Consider the following 22,058-nt stretch of genomic DNA (forward strand, 5'->3'; position numbering starts at 1 on the left):
CCTTTCCCTTTGTTCGTCGCTGCACTAAATAGCGGCCAAACCCATACAGATTTCATGAACGAGGAACGATCATGGCCTCCTACCAGTATGTCTATCACATGGACGGAGTGTCCAAGACCTATCCCGGCGGGAAGAAGGTGTTCGAGAACATCCACCTGAACTTCCTGCCCGGCGTCAAGATCGGCGTCGTTGGCGTCAACGGCGCCGGTAAGTCCACCCTGCTCAAGGTGATGGCAGGTATGGACAAGGACTTCCAAGGCGAGGCTTGGGCCGCCAAGGGTGCCAAAGTCGGCTACCTGTCGCAGGAACCCTACCTTGACCCCGCGCTGAACGTGCGCGCCAACGTCATGGAAGGCGTCGCTGCCAAGCAAGCCAAGCTCGACCGTTACAACGAACTGGCGATGAACTATTCGGACGAGACCGCCGACGAGATGGCGCGTCTGCAGGACGAGATCGACGCCGAGAACTTGTGGGATCTGGACAATCAGGTCGATATCGCGATGGAAGCCCTGCGCTGCCCTCCCGATGATGCCGATGTCGAGACCCTCTCGGGCGGTGAGCGCCGCCGTGTCGCTTTGTGCAAGCTGCTCCTTGAAGCGCCGGACATGCTGCTGCTGGACGAACCGACCAACCACCTGGACGCGGAAACGATCGCCTGGCTGCAAAAGCACCTGATCGAATATAAGGGCACGATCCTGACCGTGACCCACGACCGCTACTTCCTCGACGATATCACGACGTGGATTCTGGAACTGGAGCGTGGCCGCGGCATCCCGCATGAGGGCAACTATTCCAGCTGGCTGGACGCGAAAGCCAAGCGCATTGCCCAAGAGGCGCGCGAGGACAAGTCCAAGCAGAAGGCCATGGAGAAAGAGCTTGAGTGGATCCGCGCCGGCGCGAAGGCCCGTCAGGCGAAATCCAAGGCCCGTATCGCCGCCTACAACAAGATGGCTGACGAATCCGTCAAGGAACTGGTCGGCACCGCCCAGATCGTCATCCCGCACGGCCCGCGCCTTGGCAACAAGGTCATCGAGGTCGAGGGCCTGAAAAAGCACATGGGCGACAAGCAACTGATCGAGAATCTCTCGTTCAGCCTGCCGCCGGGCGGCATCATCGGTGTGATCGGTCCGAACGGCGCGGGCAAATCGACGCTGTTCAAGATGCTGGTCGGGCAAGAGCAGCCCGATGAAGGCACAGTCACCATCGGCGATACCGTCAAGCTGTCCTTCGTCGACCAATCGCGTGACAGCCTCGATCCGAACAAGACCGTCTGGGAAGAGATCTCGGGCGGTGCCGAGATGATCGAACTGGGCGATGCGCAGGTTAGCAGTCGCAACTATGTCGGCTCGTTCAACTTCAAGGGCGGCGACCAGCAGAAGAAAGTCGGCCTGCTCTCGGGCGGTGAACGCAATCGCGTGCACATGGCGAAACTGCTGAAATCCGGCGGCAACGTGCTGTTGCTCGACGAACCGACCAACGATCTCGACGTCGAAACCCTGCAGGCGCTGGAAGCGGCGATCGAGAACTTTGCCGGCTGCGCGATCATCATCTCGCACGACCGCTTCTTCCTCGACCGTCTGTGCACGCACATCCTCGCCTTTGAGGGCGATGCCCATGTCGAATATTTCGAGGGCAACTTCGAGGACTTCGAGAAAGACAAGATCCGCCGCCTCGGCCCTGATTCGGTCGAACCCAAGCGTGTGAAGCACAAGAAATTCACCCGCTAATTCAGGCGACCAGAAATGCGACGGGCCGGAGTATTCTCCGGCCCGTTTCAGTTCCTGCTTACCGGTTCGTGGTGATCAGACCCATTCCCACGGGCGAGTGAACTGGCCAAGGCAATCGCCCAGCTTCTGGTCGTCCACCGGACCGCGCCGCGACAGACGGGCGACAAGTCCGCGCTTCTTGTCGTCGATTACTTCGCTCACTTCGGCGGCAATCTCGGCCTTGGTCAGGGCGGCGTTATACACCCGCTTGATCGCCAGTTTGCGCAGATCGGGTTTGAAGATCTTGCCGACAGCCGTCTTGGGCAGTTCCGACAGGATCTCGATATGCTTGGGGATTGCGGCGCGTTCCTGAATATGGTCGCGGGCGTGGTCCAGTAACTCCGCTATGGTGACTTCGGCATCCGGAACCAGTTCGACATAGGCGCAGGGCAACTCGCCGGCGAAACTGTCGGGCTGGCCGATTGCGCCGACAAAGGCGACCTTGGGATGGGACAGCAGCGCATCCTCGATCATGGCGGGGTCGATATTGTGGCCGCCGCGAATGATCAGATCCTTGGCGCGGCCCGTGATCCAGAGATATCCGTCCGCGTCCATCCGGCCCAGATCGCCGGTGCGCAGGAAACGGCCCTCGGCGAACAGATCCTGATTCTTGTCGGGCTCGGTATAGGTCGAACCCTCGAAAATACCGGGACTGGCGACGCAGATCTCGCCGATCTCGTCGGTGGCGCATTCATGATATCCGTCGGGCGTGCGGCGCAGGACGCGGACATGCGAATAGGGCAACGGCAACCCGACCGAGCCGATCTTCTTCATCCCCGCCATCGGGTTGCAGGACACAAGGCAGGTTGCCTCGGTCAGGCCGTAACCCTCGGAGATCTCGACACCGGTTGCGGCTTTGAAGCGGTTGTAAAGCTCGACGGGCAGCGGGGCCGAACCGGAAATGGCGGTCTTGAGCGAGGACACATTCGCATCCACCGGGCGCGACATCAGGGCCGAGATCGCTGTTGGGACCGTGATCATGAAGGTCACGTCCCAGCGTTCGATCAGCTTCCAGAAGTTCTTGATCACCCCTTCGCCCCGATAGCCCGCAGGGGTGGGCATCACCAGTTGCGCACCCGATGCGACGCAGGACATCAGCACCGGATAGGCCGCAAGCACGTGGAACATCGGCAGCGGGCACAGCAGAACGTCGGTTTCGTCGAAAATCAGGGTCGATCCAAGCCAGCCGTTATAGATCATGCCCGATTGCTTGTGCTGTGCGACCTTGGGCGTGCCGGTGGTTCCGCCGGTATGGAAATAGGCGGCGATGCGGTCGCCCTCGGGCTCGTCAAAGATCAGGCGGTTATGTCGCTGCGCGCTGGCCGAACCTTCGAAGTCCATATACTTCGCCTGATTCTGCACCGTTAGCTTGGGACGCATGAACGGGATCGCAAGACGTTTGAGCCCCGACAGATAACCGCGCAGATCAACCTGAAGCACCGTCTTGACGTTTGGCGCCAAGGCAACGGCTTCGGCGGCGCGTTGGGCCACGTCGGATTTCGGGAACGGCTTCAGCGTGACCAGAACTTTCGCGTTCGTTTCACGAAGGACCGAGGCGATCTGCTCGGGCTCCAGCAACGGGTTGATCGGGTTGACGATTCCCGCCGTCGCTCCGGCCAGCAAGACGATGGGGGTCTCCAGCGAGTTCGGCAGAAGATAGGCGACGACATCCGTCGGGCCGATGCCCAGACTGCGGAACAGGTTCGCGGTTTCGGTGACGCGTTCGTGCAGCTCGCTCCAGCTAAGCGTGCGGGCTTTCGATTTGGGGTCCGAGAGCAGTTGGAAGCTAAGCGCGGCGCGGTCGGGATACTGGTCCCGCGTATGGCTTAACATCTGATAGACCGAGCCGGGAAGTGGCCTGTCTTGATATGGCATTTCTGCCTCGATCGCGTCGCGATCGGCGGCGGTTGCGAATTTGGCCATGAACTTTCCTCCCAGTCGTCCAACGGGTGTTCCCCCGGAGCAGGAGAATGGTCCGAAACCCATTGACCGGGCAAGGGGCCAGCCCAAGCCCGGCAGAGGTGATACGCTACGTCAGCCGCACGTCAGGATTGCGGGATGCGCAGGGTTTGACCCGGATAAATCTTGTCGGGGTCGGTCAGCATCGGTTTGTTCGCCTCGAAGATCTCGGGATAGCGGTTGGCGCTACCCAGATATTCCTTGGCGATGGCGGACAGGGTCTCGCCTTTCTTGACGGTGTGGAACACCGGAGCCTTGAACTGTTCGGCGGCTGGGGCCGCAGGTGCAGGAGCCGTCTCGTTCGGACCACCCGGCGCGGTCGATGGCGGCGGCGCGGCATTAGCGGCCCCGAAACCGGCCAAGGCAGGCTCCTCGGCCAGTTCGACATGCGCGATGCCCTTGATGTTGCCAAGCGCCAGGATCAGCTTCTCCATCGTGGCCTGATCGCGGGCCTTGCCCGAGATAACGACAGTGTCGCCACCGCGCAGCGTCAGGTGAACGTCCTTGGCGGTCAGGCCCAGATCGGTCAGCTCTTTTTTAAGGGCCGCGACCTTGATGTCGGTGTCGCTTGGGGCCGGAGCCGCGGCAGCCGCCGTCTTGGGCGCTTCCTCGGCATGTGCTTCGGAGCCGAAGATTGATTTTCCGGCGTCTTTCACGAAGTCCCAGATAGCCATTGTCCATCCTTTCCACGTTGTTGCAGCACTTAACGCGGCTTGCTTTTCGGCGGTTCCTTGCCGGAAACGGGCATAGACGCGCATCGTCGGGTTCCATCCCTGCGAACATTCCCCATTTTGGTCCGCATGGAGAGATTATCAATCAAGACTGCTGCAGCATTTGTAGCATTTGCTGGGGTTTTGGCAGCTTGTGCGCCATCTTCGCAGCATGGGGCCTATCCCGACGTAAAGGCCAGCACGGCGGGTGCGGCATCTTGTCCGGCCGCCAGCGCGGCCGAGAATGCGGCGGCGGTTCGCGCGACAAATGCCACACGCAGCGCCCGTGACCTTGCGCCTTTGACCCCAGACCCGCGGCTGGCACGCGTGGCTGCGGCCCATGCCTGCGACATGGCGCGAAGGGGGTTGATGTCGCATAAGGGCAGCAGCACCAGGGGGCCGATGCCGCGCGCGAAGGCTGCCGGTTATGCCCCGACCATCGTTGCCGAGAACATCGCCGCCGGTCCCTACAACCAGCCGCAGGTTCTGGCGCAATGGGCGGCATCGTCCGGCCATATCGCTAATATCATGATCCCGCAGCTTCGGGATTTCGGGATCGGCAAGGCTGTCGGTTCGGACGGCAAGACCGTTTACTGGTCCGCCGTCTATGCCGCTCCGCGCTAGCCGGCCTCTTGCAGGGCTGTCGTGCCTTCGGTGAATTGCAGCCGCGCAAGGCGCGCGTATAGCCCGCCTTGTGCCACCAATTCATCGTGACGCCCCTGCGCCACGATCCGGCCATGATCGAAGACCACGATCCGGTCCGCCTTTTTCACCGTCGCCAACCGGTGCGCCACGATGATCGTGGTGCGGTTTTGCGACAGTTCATCGACGGCGGCCTGCACCAGACGCTCGGATTCGGCATCCAGCGCGCTGGTCGCCTCGTCCAGCAACAGGATCGGCGCGTCGCGCAAAATCGCGCGGGCAATGGCGATACGCTGGCGTTGGCCGCCCGACAGCATGACGCCGCGTTCGCCCACCTGCGAGTTATAGCCATCGGGCAGCGCGGTCAGGAAATCATGGGCATGGGCGGCGCGGGCGGCGGCCTCGACCTCGGCATCCGAGGCGTCAGGGCGGCCAAAGCGGATATTCTCGCGTGCGGTCGTCGCGAAAATCACCGGCTCTTGCGGGACAAGCGCGATGTCGCGACGGAAATCGGCCCGTGCCATGTCGCGCAGGTCGATGCCGTCGATGGCGACCTGACCCGAGGCGGGGTCCCAGAAACGCAGCAGAAGCTGGATGATCGTCGTTTTGCCCGCACCGGACGGGCCGACCAGCGCCACCGTCTCGCCGGACCCGATGTCCAGATCGATCCCGTCCAGCGCCGAAACATCCGGCCGCGAGGGGTAATGGAACGTCACATCCTTGAAGCTGATCCGGCCCTTGGCGGGGCGGGGCAGGGCGATAGGCTGGGATGGATCGGTCAGGCTGTCTTGCGCCGATAGCAACTCGGTCAGTCGCTCGGTTGCGCCTGCGGCACGCTGCAATTCGCCCCAGATCTCCGACAGTGCGCCGACAGCGCCTGCGACCATGACCGCGTAGATGACGAACTGCACGAGGCTGCCGACGGTCATGACCTCGGTCCGGACGTCGCGCGCGCCGATCCACAAGATGCCCAACACGCCCGAGAAGATCAGGAAGATCACGATGACGGTCATCACCGTGCGCGTGCCGACGCGCCGCATGGCCGAAGCATAGGATTTCTCGGTCACGTCACGGAAGCGGGCCTGCGTCGGGGCTTCGTGGGTAAAGGCCTGCACGGTCTGGGCCGATAGCAGCGCCTCCGAGGCCGCGCCCGAGCTTTGCGCGATCCAGTCCTGATTCTCGCGCGACAGCGCCCGCAATTTGCGACCCAGCACGATGATCGGCACGACGACGACCGGCACCAGCAGCAGGACCAGCCCCGAAAGTTTGGTCGAGGTCAGCAGCAGCATGATCATGCCGCCGATCAGGATCATGAAGTTGCGCAGGGCGATCGACACGGACGACCCGATCACCGACTGGATCAATGTGGTGTCGGTGGTGATGCGGCTGATGATCTCGCCGGTCAGGACGCGCTCGTAGAAGGAGGGACTCAGGGTGATCACGCGGGCAAAGACCGCCTCGCGGATATCCGCCACGACGCGTTCGCCCAGTCGGGTGACAAGGTAGTAGCGCAGCCCCGTACCTATGGCGAGCAGGGCCACGATGGCCAATGCCGCGCCGAAATACTGGTCCAGCAGATGCGCGCCGGCGTCAAAGCCATCGACGACGCGGCGCACGGCCAGAGGCAGCGTCAGGCTGATCCCCGCCGTCAGCGACAAGGCCAGCATCGCCGCCACCAGCAAAGCCTGATAGGGCCGGATAAAGGGCCACAGCGCCCGAAGTGCGCCGATGCGTTTCGTTGTCGGACGATCAGCGATGATCTTGGGGCCGCGTGCCATATTTCCTCCCATCGGACGACCCTAAGGGGCGTCCGTTATTCGATCAAAGCTTCTCGGTTCCGCCGGCCAGCTGAAGGATCACGTCCCATTCGTCATCTGCGACGGGCTGTACCGAAAGGCGCGAGTTGTTGACCAGCACCATCTTGGACAGGCGTTCCTCGGCCTTGGCATCGTCAAGGCTGACCGGAGACTTAACCCGTGCCACGGCCTTGATATCGACGCATTCCCAGCGCGGATCTTCGGTCGATGAATCGGGATGGGCCAGCGCGACAACCTCGCAGATGCCGACGACTTCCTTGCCGATATTCGAATGGTAGAAGAAGCCGCGCTCGCCGATCTGCATGGCGCGCATGTTATTGCGGGCCTGATAGTTACGGACCCCGTCCCATTCCTCGCCCTTTTCCCCCTTGGAGATCAGATCGTCGAAGCTAAAGACGTCGGGTTCGGATTTGAACAGCCAATATGCCATCAGCCGATGACCTTGCGCCACTCGATCACCTCGACCGAGGCGAATAGTCCGGCCTGCGCATAGGGATCGTTCGCTGCCCAGTCCTGTGCGGCCGCAATGCTTTCGGCCTCGACCACCAGAAGCGAGCCGATGGGAGATCCGCCCTCGATGAAGGGGCCGGCGAATTGGACGACGGGACGTTCCGCCAGATAGGCGAGATGGCGTTCGCGCGTCTCCATACGGGTCTGCAAATGGTCGGGCTTGTCGCGGCAGATGACGGCAAAAAGGGGCATCATTCTTCCTTTAATGGGCGGTTCAGCAGAATATCGAGCGCATGTTCCATGGCGATGCGCCCCTCGGCAAGACCCGCGACCAGTTGCGAGACCGGCAGTTCGACACCAAGGCGCGGCGCAAGCGCGGCAACGGCGCGGGCGGTCGCCGCGCCTTCGACCGTGGTGCCCGAGGCGAAATCGCGGCCCGCGCCAAGTGCAAGGCCGTAACGGAAGTTGCGGGATTGTTCCGAGGTGCAGGTCAGGACCAGATCGCCCAGACCCGACAGGCCGGTCAGGGTCTCGGGTCTGGCGCCAAGCGCTGCGGCAAGACGGGTCATTTCGGCGAAACCGCGCGTGATGACGCTGGCCCGCGCGCTGTCGCCATAGCCCGCGCCGATGGCCGCGCCCGCAGCGATGGCGATGACGTTTTTCAACGCCCCGCCCAGTTCAGCGCCGGTCATGTCGCTGGTGCGGTATAGCCGCAGCGTGGCGGTCGAAAGCTCGGATTGCAGATGCTTCGCCGCAAGGGCATCGGCGCAAGCCAGCGTCAGGGCTGTCGGCAATCCGCGCGCGATATCGGCGGCAAAGCTGGGACCGGTCAGAACAGCCACGATCGAGGCGGGGCAGGCTTTCGCAATCAGTGCCGAAGGGCCGGTCAGCGTCGAAAGGTCGATGCCCTTGGCGCAGCTGATCAGATTGCGGCCATTCAGCCTTGCCGCATTTTCGGTCAGGAAACCGCCCAGCACCTGCGCGGGTAAACCCAGTAGCACGGTATTGGCCTGAACCGCATCGAGGTCATCGGTGACGCGCAGGTTTTCAGGCAAGGCAACGCCCGGAAGGCGGGGGTTTTCGCCGGTAGACGCCCAATCGGTATCGCGTCCCCAAAGCGTGACGTCGGTCTTTGTGGCGAGCGTCACGGCAAGCGCGGTCCCGAAGGCTCCGGCTCCGATCACGGCGATGCTCATGCCTTGGCTCCACGCTTTCCGGCACCAAGCATCGGGGCGGATTTTTGGTCCAGCGGCCAGCGGGGGCGCGCCATCAGGTCCAAGCCATCGCGCTGACCCGCATTATAGGCCTCGATTCCGGCCCATGCGATCATGGCGGCATTGTCGGTGCAAAGCCGCAGCGGAGGTGCAACGAATGCCGCCCCTGCTTCGGCGGCCACGGCTTGCAGGGCCGCGCGCAAAGTCTGGTTCGCCGCGACACCGCCTGCGACGGCCAGCGTCGGGGCAGGGGCGATGGCCAGGGCGCGGCGGGTTTTTTCGGCCAGCACATCGGCGACGGCAGCCTGAAAACCGGCGCAGATATCGTCGCGGTCCTGCTCATGCAGACCGCCCTGAGCAGCGACCAATTCGTCCCGCTGGCGCAGGATGGCGGTCTTGAGGCCGGAAAAGCTCATATCGCAGCCGGGGCGATCCAGCAGCGGACGCGGGAAGGCGAAGCGCTTGGGATTGCCGCGCTGTGCGGCTTCCTCGACCATCGGTCCACCGGGTTGGGGAATGCCCAGCAACTTGGCGACCTTGTCGAAGGCCTCGCCCGGCGCATCGTCGATGGTGCCGCCCAGACGGGTGAAATCCTCGGGGCCGCTCACCGACAGGAACTGGCAATGTCCGCCCGAAACCAGCAGCATCAGATAGGGATAGGCCACTTGATCGGTCAGGCGCGGCGTCAGCGCATGGCCCGCAAGGTGGTTCACCCCGACCAAGGGCAGGCCCGTTCCGACGGCCAGTCCCTTGGCCAGCATGACGCCGGCCAGAACGCCTCCGATCAGGCCCGGACCCGCGGTGACAGCGATTCCGTCCAGATCGCGCAGGGCGACACCTGCTTCGGACAGGGCCTGTTCGACGCAAAGATCCAGTTTTTCGGCATGGGCGCGGGCGGCGATTTCGGGAACGACGCCTCCGAAATCGGCATGCAGGTCCGTCTGTCCGGCGACGACCGAGGCAAGGATGGTCCCATCCTCGCGCACGACGGCGGCGGCCGTGTCGTCGCAGCTGCTTTCGATGCCCAGAAAGGTCAGTGACATGCTATTCCTTGTTCCCGCGCGGCCAAGGGCCTAGGCATGTTCAACTAACACCTGAGCGGACCGATTGCCATGCCGCCAAGCCTATTGCTGACCCGTCCCGAAGATGCCTCGCGACGCTTTGCCGCAGGGCTGGCGCATCTGCACCTGCCGGTGGTGATCTCGCCGGTTCTGCGCATCGTGCCGGTGGCCCATGACAAGGCCGGAATAGCGGCGGCGACGGGGTTGGTTTTCACCTCGGTCAATGCGGTTCCGGCGGCCGGAGCAGGGCGGGGAAGGCCCGCGATTTGCGTCGGTCCAGCGACAGCGGAAGCAGCGCGCAAAGCCGGGTTCTCCGTCACCGAGGGACCGGGCGACGCGGCGCGGATGCTGCCTTTGCTTGCGGGGCTGGGACCGGGCTGGCTGCACCCACATGGCAGGCATATCGCTAAGGATTTGCCGGTTTCCGGCATCGTCGTCTATGATCAGTTGCCCGAGCTGCCCAGCCCGCAGGCCGTGGAATTGCTGGCCGGCGCGGCTCCGGTGATCGTGCCGATTTTCTCTCCGCGTTCGGCGGCGCTGGTGTCGGATTGGGTCCGTGCCGCTCGTGCGCCGCTATGGCTTGCCACGATCAGTGCGGCGGCGCAGGCGGCCTGGCGCCATGAGCCCGCCCGTTCGGTGATCGCGTTGACGCCTGATGCGGCAGGTATGCGAGTTGCGGTTGAAAGCCTTGCGGCAGAGGAACCGGGGGGCCAACGGCGGGTTGAGGCGCCGAGTGGCGGCGATTAGACTGCCGATGAACACATGTCGCGCTGCGCCGGTCCGATGCGGAACCCGCGCTGGCAGCGTTGCGGGCAATAGGTTGAAAAGGAACGGGGAAGCATCGTGAAAGAACCAGAGAACAAGACGCGCGAAGCCGCCGCAACCCCCCGAAAGGACCAGAAAAAAGCGGCATCCAGTGCCGCTGTGGTCGAAAACCGCCCGGTTGCCGCTGGCACCGACATCGAACCCGCCGCAACCGAGACGAAGCCCGCGATTGAGTCGTCGCTGGTTGGCGTGGGAGGCGAAGCCAAGGCTGCCGCCAAACGCGATACGATTGCGCCGACCGAAGCCGCAGTCGTGGCCGCCGCCAGCCCCGTGCCTCCGGTCAGTCGCCCCGAGCCCGCCTCGACCGCGACTCCTTCGGGCAATGAAAGCAAGCCCGAGCCCAAGACATCGCCGAAATCCGAACCCAAGCCCGAAATTCGCAAAGTGGGCTTCTTCCCGACATTTCTGGGTGGTGTCGTCGCTGCGGGTCTGGGCGCGGCGGCAACCTATTGGGCGATCCCGCAACTGCCCGAGGAATGGCGACCCGGTGCGGTCGAGGCGGTCTCGCCCGAGGCACAGCTTGACGCGGCACGTCAACTCGCAACCGAGGCCGCGCGCGCCGAATTTGCCGCGCAGGCCGATACTATCGTCGGTCGCGCCAGTGAGGCGGGGGCCGATGCTGCCCGCCAGACGCTGGCCGACGCCAATGCGGCCCAACCCGCCTCGACAGCGGCCCCTGCCGAAATTCCGGCCGCTTTGACCGACAAGATCGCGGCGCTTGAAACCACTATCGCCGAATTGGCCAATCGTCCGGTCGCCGATGGTGCAGCCCCTGCAATGCCATTGGCCCAGCCGCAAGAGGCGGGTGTGTCAAAGGCTGCGCTGGACGAACTGGCGGCCCGTGTCAGCGCCCAGCAGGCGGTGATCGACGAATTGGCGGCCCGTCCGGCTGTCGATCCGGCCACCGCCGAGCAGGTCCAAACGCTGGTAAAACAGGCCGAGCAACTGCAGCAATCGACCGAGCAGGCGACGCGTCGCGCTCAGGGCGTCACCGCAGCTGCAGCCCTGAAAACCGCGATCGAGAATGGCGCGCCGCGCGATCAGGCCCTGGCCGAGCTTTCGGCGGCCGGTGCCTCGGTTCCGGTGGTGCTGACCGGCGACGTGCCGCGTCTGGACCAACTGCGCGCCGAGTTCGCCCCTGCTGCTCGTGATGGCTTGCGTGCCTCGATGGACGCTGTTGCGGCGGATGAGGGCACGATGGGCAAGCTGGGGAATTTCCTGCGCGTGCAAACCGGTGCCCGCTCGGTCGAGCCGCGCGAGGGAAGCGATCCCGACGCAATCCTGTCGCGTGCGAATGCCGATGTCGAGGCTGGCGATATCAAAGGCGCATTGGCCGAAATTGCGACATTGCCGGAAACGGGTCAGCTGGCGATGCAGGTCTGGACGGCCCGCGCCGCGACCTGGGTCGAGGCGAATGCCGCATTGGCCGATCTGGCCGCAAGCGGAAATTGAGGGGTCGGTCATGCTGCTATCTGCCTTGAAGATCCTGATTTTCTTCGCGGTCATTCTGGCCGTGACTTTGGGCGCGGTTCATCTTTCGGAAACCGGACATGCCTTGCGCATGGTCTATGACGGCGTCGAATATACGCTTGGTCCGGTTCAGGCCCTTATCGCGCTTCTGGTCCTGTTCCTGTTCGGCTGGCTGCTGGTCAAGCTGATCGGCGTCGCTCTGGCGTTTGTTCGCTTCCTGATGGGCGACGAAACCGCGATCAACCGCTATTTCGCGCGTTCGCGGGAACGCAAAGGCTATGAGGCGCTGTCCGAAGGCATGCTGGCCGTCGCCTCGGGTGAGGGGCGTCTGGCGCAGGACAAGGCCGCCAAGGCCGCGAAGTTCCTTGATAAACCGCACCTGACCGACCTGCTGGCCGCGCAGGCCGCCGAGGTCGCTGGCGATAATCGCAAGGCTGGCGAGGTCTACCGCAAGCTGCTGGCCGACGATCGCACTCGCTTTGTCGGTATCCGTGGCCTGATGCGCCAGAAACTGGAAGCCGGTGACACGACAACCGCGTTGAAACTGGCCGAAAAAGCCTATGCCCTGAAGCCGAAACATGCCGAAGTGCAGGACACCTTGCTGCAGCTTCAAACGCGTGAGGGCGATTGGAAAGGCGCGCGTTCTGTCCTGAAGGACAAGCGCAAACAGGGTCAGTTGCCGAAAGAGGTCCATATCCGCCGCGATGCGGTTCTGGCGCTGAAGCAGGCATCCGAGGTGTTGGCCGAGGGGAACTCGATCAGCGCCCGCGAAGCGGCGATCTCGGCCAACCGCGCCAGCCCCGACCTGATTCCGGCCTCGGTTCTGGCGGCGCGCAGCTACATTGCGCAGAATGACAGACGCAATGCTGCCCGCGTGCTGCAAAAGACCTGGAGCGTTCGTCCGCATCCCTCGATTGCCGCCACCTTCGCCGAGATCGTTCCCGACGAAACTCCTGCCGCCCGTCTGCGTCGTTTCGAGGATCTGATCAAACAGAACCCCGATCATGAGGAAACCAAGCTGCTGAAAGCCGAACTTCTGCTCGCGGCCGAGGATTTTCCGGGGGCACGCCGCGCCTTGGGCGATCTCGCGCAGAAGCATCCCACCGTGCGGTCGCTGTCGATCCTTGCCGCGGTCGAACGTGGCGAGGGCTCGGACGACGCCGTCGTGCGGGGCATTCTGGCCAGTGCGCTGGTAGCCAGCCGTGGTCCGCAATGGGTCTGCGACAAATGCCATAACGTCATGGGTGACTGGGCTCCGGTCTGTGACAGCTGCGGTGGCTTCGATACGCTGACATGGCGCGAGCCCGAGGGTGCCGCCGCAACTGCCGGAATCGTCCCGAACGGGGTCGAGATGCTGCCGTTGCTTGTGGGACCGCTTCCTTCTGCTGCGCCTGCCGCTCCGGCTGGCAGCACTTCCTCATCGGCGGCGAAGGCCGATCGTGCTGCGCCCGCGTCCAAGTCCGAGCCCGCCGAGGAGGTCGCGGATGTGCAACCCGGAATGGTACCGCGCGAATCGGATTACCGCGCGCCGACCCGTCCCGTCGAACCGGCCCGCCCCGTCGAAACGGAACCGGCGATGACCGTGACCGATCCCGAACCCGAGGTTGTTCCGGTCAACCCGCGTCCCGTTGAAGTGACGCCTCCGCCTGCGAAACCGCATAGTGCCGAAGTCGTGGACGTGCTGCCGGTGCGGCCCGATGTCGAGCCGCCCGAGGAAGATCCGCGCGTTATGGGGAAAAATTACTAACCCCCCCTTTTCGACCGCGCCGGAACCTGCTATCCGGCGCGGCATAAGGAAAGTGCCGATGTAGCTCAGCTGGTAGAGCACGTCATTCGTAATGATGGGGTCGGGGGTTCGAGTCCCTTCATCGGCACCACTTTTCAGAAAAAGCCTCGCGGTATCTGCTGAGGGCTTTTCTGTTTTCAGCGTTCATCCCAATCGTGGCGCGCGATGGCCGCAGCGAATTCGCGGCGGAACTGCGAGATGGTCAATTCGGCAAAGCTGGAAAGCGGACGCCCTTTGCGGGTCACGACCCATGCGGTCAGGCCGCCTTCCTCGATCAGGGGGCGGCGGGTCAGGCCGGGCATATAGACCTCGGCCACCGAAAATTCGTCGATCAGCGCCACGCCCAGACCGTGTCGCACAAGGCTGACCACTGTCTGCGCGAACCTCCCCCGGATCGCGTAGCTGGGTTTGACGCCCGCATCGGCAAAGGGACGGGCGAGCGCCGCACCATAGGGATCGTCGGGATCGACGCCGATCAGATCCTCTCCCTCAAGATCATGGATCGAGATCGCGCTTTGCTGCGCCAAACGGTGCCCGTCCGGTACGATGACCATCAGGCGACCGGTCGCCAAGGGTTCGCTGCTGAGGGCGGGATTGGTGACGGCCGAACTCATCACGACGAACTCGCCGCGATCCAGCAGCAGATAGTCGGTCGTTTCCTCAATCTTCAGGATGTTCAGGTCGATGAACAGTTCGGGAAAGCGTCCCCGAATGCCACGGATGACCCGCGCGGCGATGAATTGCGCGATCGAGGGTGCCGAAGCGAAGGACAGCCGCACGCCTTCGCCTTGTCGCAACGAGCGTACCGCGTAATTCAGGTTGTCCATCTGGTGATGGACCTGATGGATCATCTCGAAAATCGAGGCGGCCTCGGCTGACGGGACGAACAACCCGCCCTTGCGGTCAAATAGCCGGATTCCCAGCGAATCCTCGGAATATTTCACCAATCGTGACACGCCCGGCGCCGAGACGTTCAGCAGCGCGGCCGCGCCCTGAATCGTACCGGCCATCATGACGGCGCGGATCACCTCGACCTGACGAATTGTAAGCTGGCTCATGCAATTTTCTGCCCGTACTTGCTGGGAGCTATCTTAACATCATGTTAATATCGGGCGGGCATTTATATTTGACGTAATTCCGTTCTGCTGCAAAAGCTGCCGCCAAGCAGCATCGAGGCAAGAAATGATCCGCGGAACCACGAAACTGATCGCGCATCTGGGCTACCCCACAAGCACCTTCAAGGCGCCAATGATCTATAACCCTTGGTTCGAGCATCGCGGCATCGACGCGGTCGTCGTGCCGATGGGCGTCAAGCCCGACGACTACGCCGAATTTCTGCGTCTGTTGTTCCGCATGTCGAACATCCACGGCGCATTGATCACCATGCCGCATAAGGTCGCCACCGTCGATCTGGCCGACCGTGTCTCTGTCACCGCGCGTATCGCCGGTTCGGCGAATGCGCTGCGTCTGGCCGAGGACGGGCTGCTAGAGGCCGATATGTTCGACGGCGAGGGCTTTGTGCGCGGTGTCCTGAACAAAGGACAGGAGTTGCTGGGCCGCTCGGCGCTGGTCGTGGGGTGTGGCGGCGTCGGATCGGCCATCGCGGCCTCTTTGGCCAAGGCGGGTGTGGCGCGGTTGGCGCTGTTCGATCCCGTTCCGGCAAGCGCCGATGCCTTGGCGGGGCGGTTGCGTGCCGCCTATGGCGATCTGGTCGTCGAGACAGGTTCCAAAGATCCGGCAGGCTTTGATCTGGTGGTCAATGCCTCGCCACTCGGGATGAATCCGGATGATCCCTTGCCGATGGATGTGGAACGCATCGATCCGGCGACTTTCGTGGGTGAGGTCGTGATGAAGGCGGAAATGACGCCCTTTCTTGCGGCTGCCGCAGCGCGGGGATGCCGCTACCAGATCGGCACGGATATGCTGTTCGAACAGATTCCGGCCTATCTGGAGTTCTTCGGGTTCGGTCGTCCCTCGGTCGACGAACTGCGCCAGCACGCTGCGATCAGCTACTGATCCCCATGTTTTCGTTAAAAGGGCGGTCCCTTTAGGGCCGCCCTTTTTCGTGTCTGGCGCTAAAGCAAATGGCCCAGCAGGGCCAGCGCGGCGAAGCCGCCAAGCATCAGCGACCAATGCAGCAGGACCGACCAGCCCGAGCGATGCTGGGTTGTCGTGACCGGAGGCAAATCGGGGCCTGTCTCGATTTTGGGCGGAGGCGCGACGAAATGAGGGCCGAAATCAGCGGGCGTTGCCCCGCTCTCATCCAGAGAGTTGGTTCGGATATTCATGTGATTGTCCATGATGAACGCATAGTTAGCACCCGCATTCCACGTGGAACGCGGTGCGAGGGAAGCTGCGATCGTCAGGCCAGAGGTGGTGCGCGTGCTTTCGGCGTCAGCGCCGTGCGTGACGTCGCCCGCCAGATCGGGTCGGCTTGCCGGTGCCGCTTGGCCGCTTGTGGGCGGGTAGGGGTATCGGTGACGGGCAGTGTCGCTGCGGGCGTCAGGGGGCGGAACTGCACACCCTCGTTGCGGGACAACAACTCGCGGCCCTGATGGCCGATAAGCTCGACCTGTCCCGATACCAGATAGTTCGGATGCAGGTCGGCCCGGTCCGGCGCGCTTGGGCCGGGCAGGATCGCCAGAAGCAGAACGGCAAACGCCACCAGCCACGCCCGCAGGGGCGAGGCATGGAAGTGTTGTTCCGGATCGGGCGACTGCTGAATCATCCCGCGGATTTCGCCTGTTTCGTATGCCTTGCGCAAGTGCGACGGCGTATCGGGCCGCGCAGAGTGGAAAAACGCGCGACCTTGTGAACATATGACGCGAAATTCCGACTCGGGCGTAGGGGATAGCGCATGGACATGACGGTCGACGAAGCTCTGACGCAGGGCGGGGCGGGTCGGTTCCAGCAACGGTTGTTGGGGATCTTCGGCTTGGTCTGGGCAGCGGACGCGATGCAGGTACTGGCGATCGGCTTCACCGCTGCCTCGATCGCGGCAAGCTTCGGGCTGACGGTACCGCAGGCCTTGCAGACCGGAACGCTGTTCTTTCTGGGCATGTTCGTCGGGGCGACGCTGTTCGGCCGCATCGCGGACCGGATCGGGCGGCGCAAAGTCCTGATGCTGACGGTGACCTGTGACGCGATCTTCGGCCTTGCCTCGGTCTTTGCGCAGGATTTTGTCGTGCTGCTGGCCCTGCGTTTTCTGGTCGGGGTGGCGGTAGGGGGCACTCTGCCGGTCGATTACGCCATGATGGCCGAGTTCCTGCCGCCGCGAAACCGTGGCCGCTGGCTGGTCTGGCTTGAGGGGTTCTGGGCCGTCGGCACCATCGTCATCGCGCTGACCGCGTGGATCGCGCATCTCGCGGGCGCTGCCGAGCCGTGGCGCTGGGTTTTCGCGGTCGCCGCATTGCCCGCTCTGATCGGCATCTGGCTGCGGCTGTGGGTGCCGGAATCACCGATGTATCTGCTTCGCCAAGGCGATCAGGTCGGCGCGCGCAAGGTGATCGACCGTGTCCTGACCGGTAATGGCAGCCGCGAGCTTGGCCCGCAGGTGCGGTTGGTCGCCCCCGAAGCCCCCGAGGTCGGCGAAGGTATCTTTGGTCCCCGCATGCGTAACCGTAGCATCGCGATCTTTGCCACGTGGTTTCTGGTTTCGCTGTCCTATTACGGCGTCTTTGTCTGGTTACCCTCGCAACTGGTCAGCGGCGGGGCGGGCTTCGTGAAAAGCTACGGTTTCCTTGTCCTGTTGGCCTTTGCCCAGATCCCCGGCTATGCGCTGGCAGCTTATGGGGTCGAGTCTTGGGGCCGCAAACTGACATTGCAGATCTTCCTGCTGCTCAGCGCCGCCGGTTGCCTGATGTTCACGCTGGCGTCTACCCCCGCGCTTGGCGGAGGCGCGCTGCTGCTGATGAGCTTTGCGCTGCTGGGAACATGGGGCGCGCTATATGCTTTCACCCCCGAATTGTTCCCGACCGGTCTGCGCGCCACCGGCATGGGGACGGCCAGTGCGATGGCGCGGGTCGGCGGTCTGATCGCGCCTTCGCTGCTGGGTGTGGTCATGGCGCAGGGCTTTGGCATCGCGATCGGGGTGTTTGCCGGTCTGCTGGTGCTGGCGGCAGTGATCACCTTGGCGATCCGGACCGAAACCCGAAATCAGGCAATCGGCTGATCCGTCCCTGATCTTCCGCTCCGGCCCCCTTGCGGGTCGGGGATTTCTTTGGCAGGGGGGCGATCATGGTGACCGTATCCGAACTTTACGAGGCCCGCGTCCGCGCTGGTCAACTTGCTCCCGATGCCGCCCAGCGTGGTGTCTTGCCTGCGTTGGACCGTCTGGTCCGCGATCTGGTCGCGACTCCTGCGCCCGCGCCGCAGAAAACGGGATGGTTGTCCAAGCTGATCGGCGGTGGCCAAAGCGCCCCCGCTGCTGCTGCCAAGGGGGTCTACCTGTGGGGCGGGGTCGGGCGCGGCAAATCCATGCTGATGGATCTGGTCATGGAGGCCGCGCCATTGTCGCAAAAGCGCCGCGTCCATTTCCACGAGTTCATGCAAGAGGTTCAGGCCGCGCTTGAGGGCGTGCGAAAGACCGGCCAGCAGGACGCTGTCCGTCCGGTTGCCAAATCCATCGCGCAGAACACCAGACTGCTCTGCTTTGATGAAATGCAGATTACCGACATTGCCGATGCGATGATCGTCGGTCGCCTGTTCCAGATCCTGTTCGAGGAAGGCGTGACCACCGTCACCACCTCGAACCGCGTCCCTGAGGATCTGTACAAGAACGGTCTGAACCGGCAGCTTTTCGTGCCCTTCATCGGCCTTCTGCGCGAGAAGATGGACGTGATCGAACTGGTCAGCGCCACCGATCACCGCCAGAACCGCGACGAGGGGGAGCAGGTCTGGTTCTCGCCTGCCGACAGTATTGCGCGCGGTCATCTGGACCGGATCTGGCGCGAGGAGACCGGCACGGCGGAATCGACTCCGCTGGTGCTTGAGGTCAAGGGCCGCAAGGTCGAACTGCCCCAACATGTCGGTCGCATCGCGCGGGCCAGTTTCTGGGATCTGTGCGCCAAGCCCTTGGGTCCGGCGGATTACCTTGCCGTGGCCGAGGCGCTGGATCTGCTGCTGATCGACAGCATCCCCCGCCTGAGCCAGTCGAATTACAACGAGGCCAAGCGCTTCGTCACCCTGATCGACGCCCTCTACGAGGCCAAGGTCCGGCTGATCGCCAGCGGCGCCGATAATCCAGAACGCCTTTATGCCGAGGGCGAGGGCGCGTTCGAATTCGAACGCACAGCGAGCCGCCTGCGCGAGATGCGTGATGCTGACTGGGGACGCGGCTGATCTTAGAGATCGGCGGTCTGGGTCACGATTCGGCAGTAGTTCTTGTGCCGGATAAAGGCCGCGCCGGTTTCACCGGGTTCACGACTGATGCCAGCGCGGGGTATGCCATCATCGGGGCCAGCCGGTGCAGATGCGACAGCGCCCGCAGGGTCATCGGTCCCGTATAAGAGGACTCCATCGGCGCACCTCCGGCCAGAAGGATCTCGTGGCGGGCGAGGGCGAGGTGGATCATTTCGAACCCGCCGGGTTAGAGGCGCGTCCCAAGTCCCGGATGACCGGCCCTCATCAGGTGGTGCGGTGAACGAACAATCTGGGCCCCGCTGACCAGCGACGATCCGCGCCAGAGCACCGGTTGCGGGCCATGGTCGCGGGTCAGGACCAGATCGCAGACGCGCAGGGTTTCGACCGGACGCTCGCCTTCGGGCGTGGCGATCAGCGTTCCCGTGAGATAGCAGACATCCAGATCGTCGCCCGCCTCAAAGGGTTGCGGCGAGTATAGCGTGCCGTCCAGATCGTTGCCGGTGCTTCCATCTAACAGCGCCGGAGGTGGGGTCTCTCTGGCGACGTGACCGGTAGTGCTTCCGGTATAGCTGACCCATTCGTCATGTTCGATCACGCCGTCATCATTCGCGTCGTCGATCTCAAGCGGGAACAGACACCGACCGGCCATTTTGGCAACCGGTCGGCGCGAAGCATTCCAGACAAAACGAGGGTGCGACAGATCAGCCGTTCTGGCGCAGCACGTCGCCCGCCAGATAAAGCGAGCCGCAGATCAGGATACGCGCGCCGGGTTCCTCCAGCGCGATGCGGCGCACTGCATCCAGCGTGTCGGTGGCCGTCGTGGCGGCGATGCCCACGCGGATGGCGGCGCTTTCGGTTTCCTCCGCGGGCAAGGTGGCCTCGGCGCCGGGGATCGGGACTGCGATCATGCTGCGGATTTGGGACGCGAGCGGGCGCATATAGCCTTCGACATCCTTGGTGTTGAGCATGCCGCAGACCAGATGGGTCGGGCGTTTGGGCATGGCGGCAAGGGTCGCGGCGACGGCCTCGCCTCCGGCGGGGTTGTGCCCGCCATCTAGCCACAATTCGCAATCTCCCGCAGCCTCGACCAGTGGCCCGCGCGTCAGGCGCTGCATACGGGCGGGCCATTCTGCACGGGTGACGGCGGCGGTCGCCTCGGGCTCGCCAAAGCCAAGCTCGCGCAGGGCGGCGATGGCTGTGCCCGCATTCTGGATCTGGTGCGGGCCGGGCAGGTTCGGAAGCGGCAGATCCAGCAGACCCTTGTCGTCGAAATAGACCAGACGGCCATGCTCGGAGTAGCTGTCCCAATCCTGACGTGCGATGCGCAGGGGGGCGGCCAGCGCCTCGGCACGGGTCTCGATGACCTCGCGGCCCTCGGGGGCTTGCGGGGCGACGATGCAGGGCACGCCACGCTTGATGATGCCGGCTTTTTCGCCCGCGATCTGGGGCAGGGTATCGCCCAGAAACTGGGTGTGGTCGATGCTGACCGGAGTGATGACGGTCAGGGCAGGATTGTCGATGACATTCGTCGCGTCAAGCCGCCCGCCAAGCCCGACCTCAAGCAGGGTGTAATCGGCAGGGATGCGCGAGAACGCAAGGAATGCGGCCGCTGTGGTGATCTCGAAGAAGGTGATCGGATGACCGCCATTCGCGGCTTCGCATTCCTCCAATATCGCGGCCAGTTCGGTCTCGGAGATCAGCTCGCCCGCCAGCCGGATACGTTCGCGGAAATGCGCCAGATGCGGCGAGGTATAGGCGTGGACGCGCTTGCCCGCCGCCTCTAGCCCCGCGCGGATCATGGCCTGAGTCGAGCCCTTGCCATTCGTGCCGGCGATGTGGATCACGGGCGGAATGCGGCGTTCGGGATTGCCCAACGCCGCAAGGATGCGCTCCATCCGGTCCAGCGACAGGTCGATGACCTTGGGGTGCAACTGCATCAGCCGCGCGAGGATCTGGTCCGAGGTGGTCATCATGTGGGCCGGTCTCAGGCGGGTTTCGCCGGTGCTTCGGCTGCGGCTTCGGGTACAGCCGTCGCGATGCTGCCCGGCGCGGGAAGGTCCGCAGCGATCGGTGCAGGCTGGCGCAGGACCATGCGCAGGATCGAGATCAGTTCCTCGCGCAGTTTCTTGCGATGCGTCACGCGGTCCAGCATGCCGTGTTCCAGCAGATATTCGGCGCGCTGGAAGCCCTCGGGCAGTTTCTCGCGGATGGTCTGCTCGATGACGCGGGGACCGGCAAAACAGATCAGGGCATTCGGTTCGGCGATCTGGATGTCGCCCAGCATCGCGTAGCTGGCGGTCACGCCACCGGTCGTCGGATGGGTCAGCACGACGATATAGGGCAGTTTCGCTTCCTTGAGCATCTGCACGGCGACCGTGGTGCGCGGCATCTGCATCAGCGACAGGATGCCTTCCTGCATCCGTGCGCCACCTGCTGCGGAAAACAGGATCAGCGGGCGCTTCAGCTTCACGGCGCGTTCGGCAGCGGCGATGATCGCGTTGCCGACATACATGCCCATCGAGCCGCCCATGAACGAGAAGTCCTGCGCGGCGGCAACGATGGGGGTGCGGCCCATTTCGCCTTCGGCGACAAGCATCGCGTCCTTTTCGCCGGTCGATTTCTGCGAGGCTTTCATCCGGTCGGGATATTTCTTCTGGTCGCGGAATTGCAGCGGGTCGGCGACCGGCTCGGGGACCTTGACCTCGTTGAAGACGCCGCCATCGAACAGCGCGGCAAAACGCTCGCGCGGGGTGATGGCCAGATGGTGGTCGCAATGCGTGCAGACGTTCAGGTTGTCCGCAAGCTCCCGGTGAAACAGCATGTTTCCGCATTCCGGGCACTTCGTCCAAAGGTTCTCGGGCACTTCGCGACGCGAGAACAGCGAATTGATGCGCGGACGCACATAGTTGGTGATCCAGTTCATCCGAGAGGGCCCCTTGCGCTGCATTTAGCCGCATCACTTAGGCAAACAGAGCCGGAATTGCAATTCCGAGCGCG

The 22,058-nt window shown here is 63.7% G+C and carries 23 protein-coding genes and 1 tRNA gene; 9 read left to right on the forward strand and 15 right to left on the reverse strand.

The genetic code is table 11. The annotated features are described in order from the left end of the window. Positions 1-71 precede the first annotated feature (71 nt). Complete coding sequence (ettA, locus tag GL286_RS14670; RefSeq protein WP_155096325.1) at positions 72-1,727, forward strand: energy-dependent translational throttle protein EttA; 1,656 nt, start codon at positions 72-74, stop codon at positions 1,725-1,727. A gap of 75 nt (positions 1,728-1,802) precedes the next feature. Here ettA and GL286_RS14675 read toward each other — a convergent pair whose 3' ends face one another. The 3 genes from GL286_RS14675 to GL286_RS22560 all read right to left on the reverse strand — a co-directional run bounded on the left by GL286_RS14675 (position 1,803) and on the right by GL286_RS22560 (position 4,827). Continuing rightward, a complete protein-coding gene (locus GL286_RS14675; protein ID WP_155096326.1) occupies positions 1,803-3,689 on the reverse strand; it encodes an acyl-CoA synthetase in 1,887 nt (628 codons plus the stop codon). A 122-nt stretch (positions 3,690-3,811) separates the two neighbouring features. Continuing rightward, positions 3,812-4,399 carry a peptidoglycan-binding protein LysM gene (gene lysM / locus GL286_RS14680; protein WP_155096327.1) on the reverse strand — a complete coding sequence of 196 codons (588 nt, stop codon included), beginning with the start codon at positions 4,397-4,399 and terminating at the stop codon, positions 3,812-3,814. A gap of 215 nt (positions 4,400-4,614) precedes the next feature. Then, entirely contained in the window at positions 4,615-4,827 is a 213-nt protein-coding gene (locus GL286_RS22560; protein ID WP_246184972.1) for a hypothetical protein, read from the reverse strand. Here GL286_RS22560 and GL286_RS22565 point away from each other — a divergent pair. After that, complete coding sequence (locus tag GL286_RS22565) at positions 4,736-5,059, forward strand: CAP domain-containing protein (RefSeq protein ID WP_246184969.1); 324 nt, start codon at positions 4,736-4,738, stop codon at positions 5,057-5,059. The genes GL286_RS22560 and GL286_RS22565 overlap by 92 nt on opposite strands. Here the strand turns inward: GL286_RS22565 and GL286_RS14690 are convergent. Genes GL286_RS14690 through tsaD form a run of 5 tightly spaced genes read right to left on the reverse strand, consistent with a single transcriptional unit; the run spans position 5,056 to position 9,601 of the window. Beyond that, positions 5,056-6,855, reverse strand: a complete 1,800-nt coding sequence (locus tag GL286_RS14690) for an ABC transporter transmembrane domain-containing protein (protein WP_155096329.1) — start codon at positions 6,853-6,855, stop codon at positions 5,056-5,058. The genes GL286_RS22565 and GL286_RS14690 overlap by 4 nt on opposite strands. A 43-nt stretch (positions 6,856-6,898) precedes the next feature. Then, a complete protein-coding gene (locus GL286_RS14695) occupies positions 6,899-7,324 on the reverse strand; it encodes an EVE domain-containing protein (RefSeq protein ID WP_211596351.1) in 426 nt (141 codons plus the stop codon). Beyond that, entirely contained in the window at positions 7,324-7,599 is a 276-nt protein-coding gene (locus GL286_RS14700) for a YciI family protein (RefSeq protein ID WP_211596353.1), read from the reverse strand. Before GL286_RS14700 ends, GL286_RS14695 begins: the two co-directional genes overlap by 1 nt. Next, the gene (locus tag GL286_RS14705) at positions 7,596-8,540 is read right to left on the reverse strand and encodes an NAD(P)H-dependent glycerol-3-phosphate dehydrogenase (protein WP_155096331.1); all 945 of its coding nucleotides are present in this window, start codon (positions 8,538-8,540) and stop codon (positions 7,596-7,598) included. The genes GL286_RS14700 and GL286_RS14705 overlap by 4 nt, the downstream gene beginning before the upstream one ends. Continuing rightward, a complete protein-coding gene (gene tsaD, locus GL286_RS14710; protein ID WP_155096332.1) occupies positions 8,537-9,601 on the reverse strand; it encodes a tRNA (adenosine(37)-N6)-threonylcarbamoyltransferase complex transferase subunit TsaD in 1,065 nt (354 codons plus the stop codon). The genes GL286_RS14705 and tsaD overlap by 4 nt, the downstream gene beginning before the upstream one ends. 69 nt (positions 9,602-9,670) lie before the next feature. On the opposite strand from tsaD, the gene GL286_RS14715 reads away from it, so the two are divergent. The 4 genes from GL286_RS14715 to GL286_RS14730 all read left to right on the forward strand — a co-directional run bounded on the left by GL286_RS14715 (position 9,671) and on the right by GL286_RS14730 (position 13,791). Beyond that, positions 9,671-10,366 carry a uroporphyrinogen-III synthase gene (locus tag GL286_RS14715; RefSeq protein ID WP_155096333.1) on the forward strand — a complete coding sequence of 232 codons (696 nt, stop codon included), beginning with the start codon at positions 9,671-9,673 and terminating at the stop codon, positions 10,364-10,366. A gap of 96 nt (positions 10,367-10,462) precedes the next feature. Next, positions 10,463-11,896 (forward strand): COG4223 family protein, encoded by a 1,434-nt coding sequence (locus GL286_RS14720; RefSeq protein WP_170295214.1) that lies wholly within the window; start codon positions 10,463-10,465, stop codon positions 11,894-11,896. A 10-nt stretch (positions 11,897-11,906) separates the two neighbouring features. After that, positions 11,907-13,661, forward strand: a complete 1,755-nt coding sequence (locus GL286_RS14725) for a heme biosynthesis protein HemY (RefSeq protein WP_170295215.1) — start codon at positions 11,907-11,909, stop codon at positions 13,659-13,661. Positions 13,662-13,715: 54 nt separating this feature from the next. Beyond that, a tRNA-Thr gene (locus tag GL286_RS14730) sits at positions 13,716-13,791 on the forward strand. A gap of 46 nt (positions 13,792-13,837) precedes the next feature. Here the strand turns inward: GL286_RS14730 and GL286_RS14735 are convergent. Then, complete coding sequence (locus tag GL286_RS14735; protein ID WP_155096335.1) at positions 13,838-14,758, reverse strand: LysR family transcriptional regulator; 921 nt, start codon at positions 14,756-14,758, stop codon at positions 13,838-13,840. Between the two features lie 124 nt (positions 14,759-14,882). Between GL286_RS14735 and GL286_RS14740 the strand changes: the two genes are divergently transcribed. Further along, positions 14,883-15,716: a shikimate dehydrogenase family protein gene (locus tag GL286_RS14740; RefSeq protein WP_155096336.1), complete on the forward strand. Its 834-nt coding sequence runs from the start codon at positions 14,883-14,885 to the stop codon at positions 15,714-15,716. A gap of 59 nt (positions 15,717-15,775) precedes the next feature. Here GL286_RS14740 and GL286_RS14745 read toward each other — a convergent pair whose 3' ends face one another. Beyond that, positions 15,776-15,988 carry a hypothetical protein gene (locus GL286_RS14745; RefSeq protein ID WP_155096337.1) on the reverse strand — a complete coding sequence of 71 codons (213 nt, stop codon included), beginning with the start codon at positions 15,986-15,988 and terminating at the stop codon, positions 15,776-15,778. A 74-nt stretch (positions 15,989-16,062) separates the two neighbouring features. Then, on the reverse strand, positions 16,063-16,428 hold the full coding sequence (locus GL286_RS14750; RefSeq protein ID WP_155096338.1) for a hypothetical protein: 366 nt from the start codon (positions 16,426-16,428) through the stop codon (positions 16,063-16,065). Between the two features lie 129 nt (positions 16,429-16,557). Here GL286_RS14750 and GL286_RS14755 point away from each other — a divergent pair, with 129 nt between their 5' ends. Both GL286_RS14755 and zapE read left to right on the forward strand, forming a co-directional pair. After that, positions 16,558-17,871, forward strand: coding sequence for an MFS transporter (locus GL286_RS14755; protein ID WP_155096339.1), 1,314 nt, complete (start codon positions 16,558-16,560; stop codon positions 17,869-17,871). Between the two features lie 65 nt (positions 17,872-17,936). Continuing rightward, positions 17,937-19,040: a cell division protein ZapE gene (zapE, locus tag GL286_RS14760; protein ID WP_155096340.1), complete on the forward strand. Its 1,104-nt coding sequence runs from the start codon at positions 17,937-17,939 to the stop codon at positions 19,038-19,040. A 22-nt stretch (positions 19,041-19,062) separates the two neighbouring features. Here the strand turns inward: zapE and GL286_RS14765 are convergent, their stop codons facing one another. From GL286_RS14765 to accD, 4 genes are read right to left on the reverse strand one after another with little or no spacing between them, the layout of a single operon-like run. Then, on the reverse strand, positions 19,063-19,272 hold the full coding sequence (locus tag GL286_RS14765; RefSeq protein WP_155096341.1) for a hypothetical protein: 210 nt from the start codon (positions 19,270-19,272) through the stop codon (positions 19,063-19,065). A gap of 15 nt (positions 19,273-19,287) precedes the next feature. Then, entirely contained in the window at positions 19,288-19,710 is a 423-nt protein-coding gene (locus GL286_RS14770) for a Hint domain-containing protein (protein ID WP_155096342.1), read from the reverse strand. A gap of 52 nt (positions 19,711-19,762) precedes the next feature. Further along, positions 19,763-21,031 (reverse strand): bifunctional folylpolyglutamate synthase/dihydrofolate synthase, encoded by a 1,269-nt coding sequence (locus GL286_RS14775; protein ID WP_155096343.1) that lies wholly within the window; start codon positions 21,029-21,031, stop codon positions 19,763-19,765. A gap of 14 nt (positions 21,032-21,045) precedes the next feature. Continuing rightward, complete coding sequence (gene accD / locus GL286_RS14780; RefSeq protein WP_155096344.1) at positions 21,046-21,984, reverse strand: acetyl-CoA carboxylase, carboxyltransferase subunit beta; 939 nt, start codon at positions 21,982-21,984, stop codon at positions 21,046-21,048. Positions 21,985-22,058: the final 74 nt, after the last annotated feature.

Source organism: Paracoccus aestuariivivens, assembly GCF_009711225.1.
Lineage (GTDB): Bacteria > Pseudomonadota > Alphaproteobacteria > Rhodobacterales > Rhodobacteraceae > Paracoccus > Paracoccus aestuariivivens.

What these genes read in the sequence shown, in the direction of transcription:
- GL286_RS14705 (WP_155096331.1), bottom strand. Translation starts at nt 8,540, where the DNA reads ATGAGCATCGCCGTGATCGGAGCCGGAGCCTTCGGGACCGCGCTTGCC.
- GL286_RS14770 (WP_155096342.1), bottom strand. Translation starts at nt 19,710, where the DNA reads ATGGCCGGTCGGTGTCTGTTCCCGCTTGAGATCGACGACGCGAATGAT.
- GL286_RS14775 (WP_155096343.1), bottom strand. Translation starts at nt 21,031, where the DNA reads ATGACCACCTCGGACCAGATCCTCGCGCGGCTGATGCAGTTGCACCCC.
- GL286_RS14765 (WP_155096341.1), bottom strand. Translation starts at nt 19,272, where the DNA reads ATGATCCACCTCGCCCTCGCCCGCCACGAGATCCTTCTGGCCGGAGGT.
- zapE (WP_155096340.1), top strand. Translation starts at nt 17,937, where the DNA reads ATGGTGACCGTATCCGAACTTTACGAGGCCCGCGTCCGCGCTGGTCAA.
- GL286_RS14735 (WP_155096335.1), bottom strand. Translation starts at nt 14,758, where the DNA reads ATGAGCCAGCTTACAATTCGTCAGGTCGAGGTGATCCGCGCCGTCATG.
- GL286_RS14740 (WP_155096336.1), top strand. Translation starts at nt 14,883, where the DNA reads ATGATCCGCGGAACCACGAAACTGATCGCGCATCTGGGCTACCCCACA.
- GL286_RS14725 (WP_170295215.1), top strand. Translation starts at nt 11,907, where the DNA reads ATGCTGCTATCTGCCTTGAAGATCCTGATTTTCTTCGCGGTCATTCTG.
- GL286_RS14755 (WP_155096339.1), top strand. Translation starts at nt 16,558, where the DNA reads ATGGACATGACGGTCGACGAAGCTCTGACGCAGGGCGGGGCGGGTCGG.
- GL286_RS14675 (WP_155096326.1), bottom strand. Translation starts at nt 3,689, where the DNA reads ATGGCCAAATTCGCAACCGCCGCCGATCGCGACGCGATCGAGGCAGAA.
- GL286_RS14695 (WP_211596351.1), bottom strand. Translation starts at nt 7,324, where the DNA reads ATGGCATATTGGCTGTTCAAATCCGAACCCGACGTCTTTAGCTTCGAC.
- GL286_RS14750 (WP_155096338.1), bottom strand. Translation starts at nt 16,428, where the DNA reads ATGATTCAGCAGTCGCCCGATCCGGAACAACACTTCCATGCCTCGCCC.
- GL286_RS14690 (WP_155096329.1), bottom strand. Translation starts at nt 6,855, where the DNA reads ATGGCACGCGGCCCCAAGATCATCGCTGATCGTCCGACAACGAAACGC.
- ettA (WP_155096325.1), top strand. Translation starts at nt 72, where the DNA reads ATGGCCTCCTACCAGTATGTCTATCACATGGACGGAGTGTCCAAGACC.
- GL286_RS14715 (WP_155096333.1), top strand. Translation starts at nt 9,671, where the DNA reads ATGCCGCCAAGCCTATTGCTGACCCGTCCCGAAGATGCCTCGCGACGC.
- accD (WP_155096344.1), bottom strand. Translation starts at nt 21,984, where the DNA reads ATGAACTGGATCACCAACTATGTGCGTCCGCGCATCAATTCGCTGTTC.
- tsaD (WP_155096332.1), bottom strand. Translation starts at nt 9,601, where the DNA reads ATGTCACTGACCTTTCTGGGCATCGAAAGCAGCTGCGACGACACGGCC.
- GL286_RS14700 (WP_211596353.1), bottom strand. Translation starts at nt 7,599, where the DNA reads ATGATGCCCCTTTTTGCCGTCATCTGCCGCGACAAGCCCGACCATTTG.
- GL286_RS14745 (WP_155096337.1), bottom strand. Translation starts at nt 15,988, where the DNA reads ATGAATATCCGAACCAACTCTCTGGATGAGAGCGGGGCAACGCCCGCT.
- lysM (WP_155096327.1), bottom strand. Translation starts at nt 4,399, where the DNA reads ATGGCTATCTGGGACTTCGTGAAAGACGCCGGAAAATCAATCTTCGGC.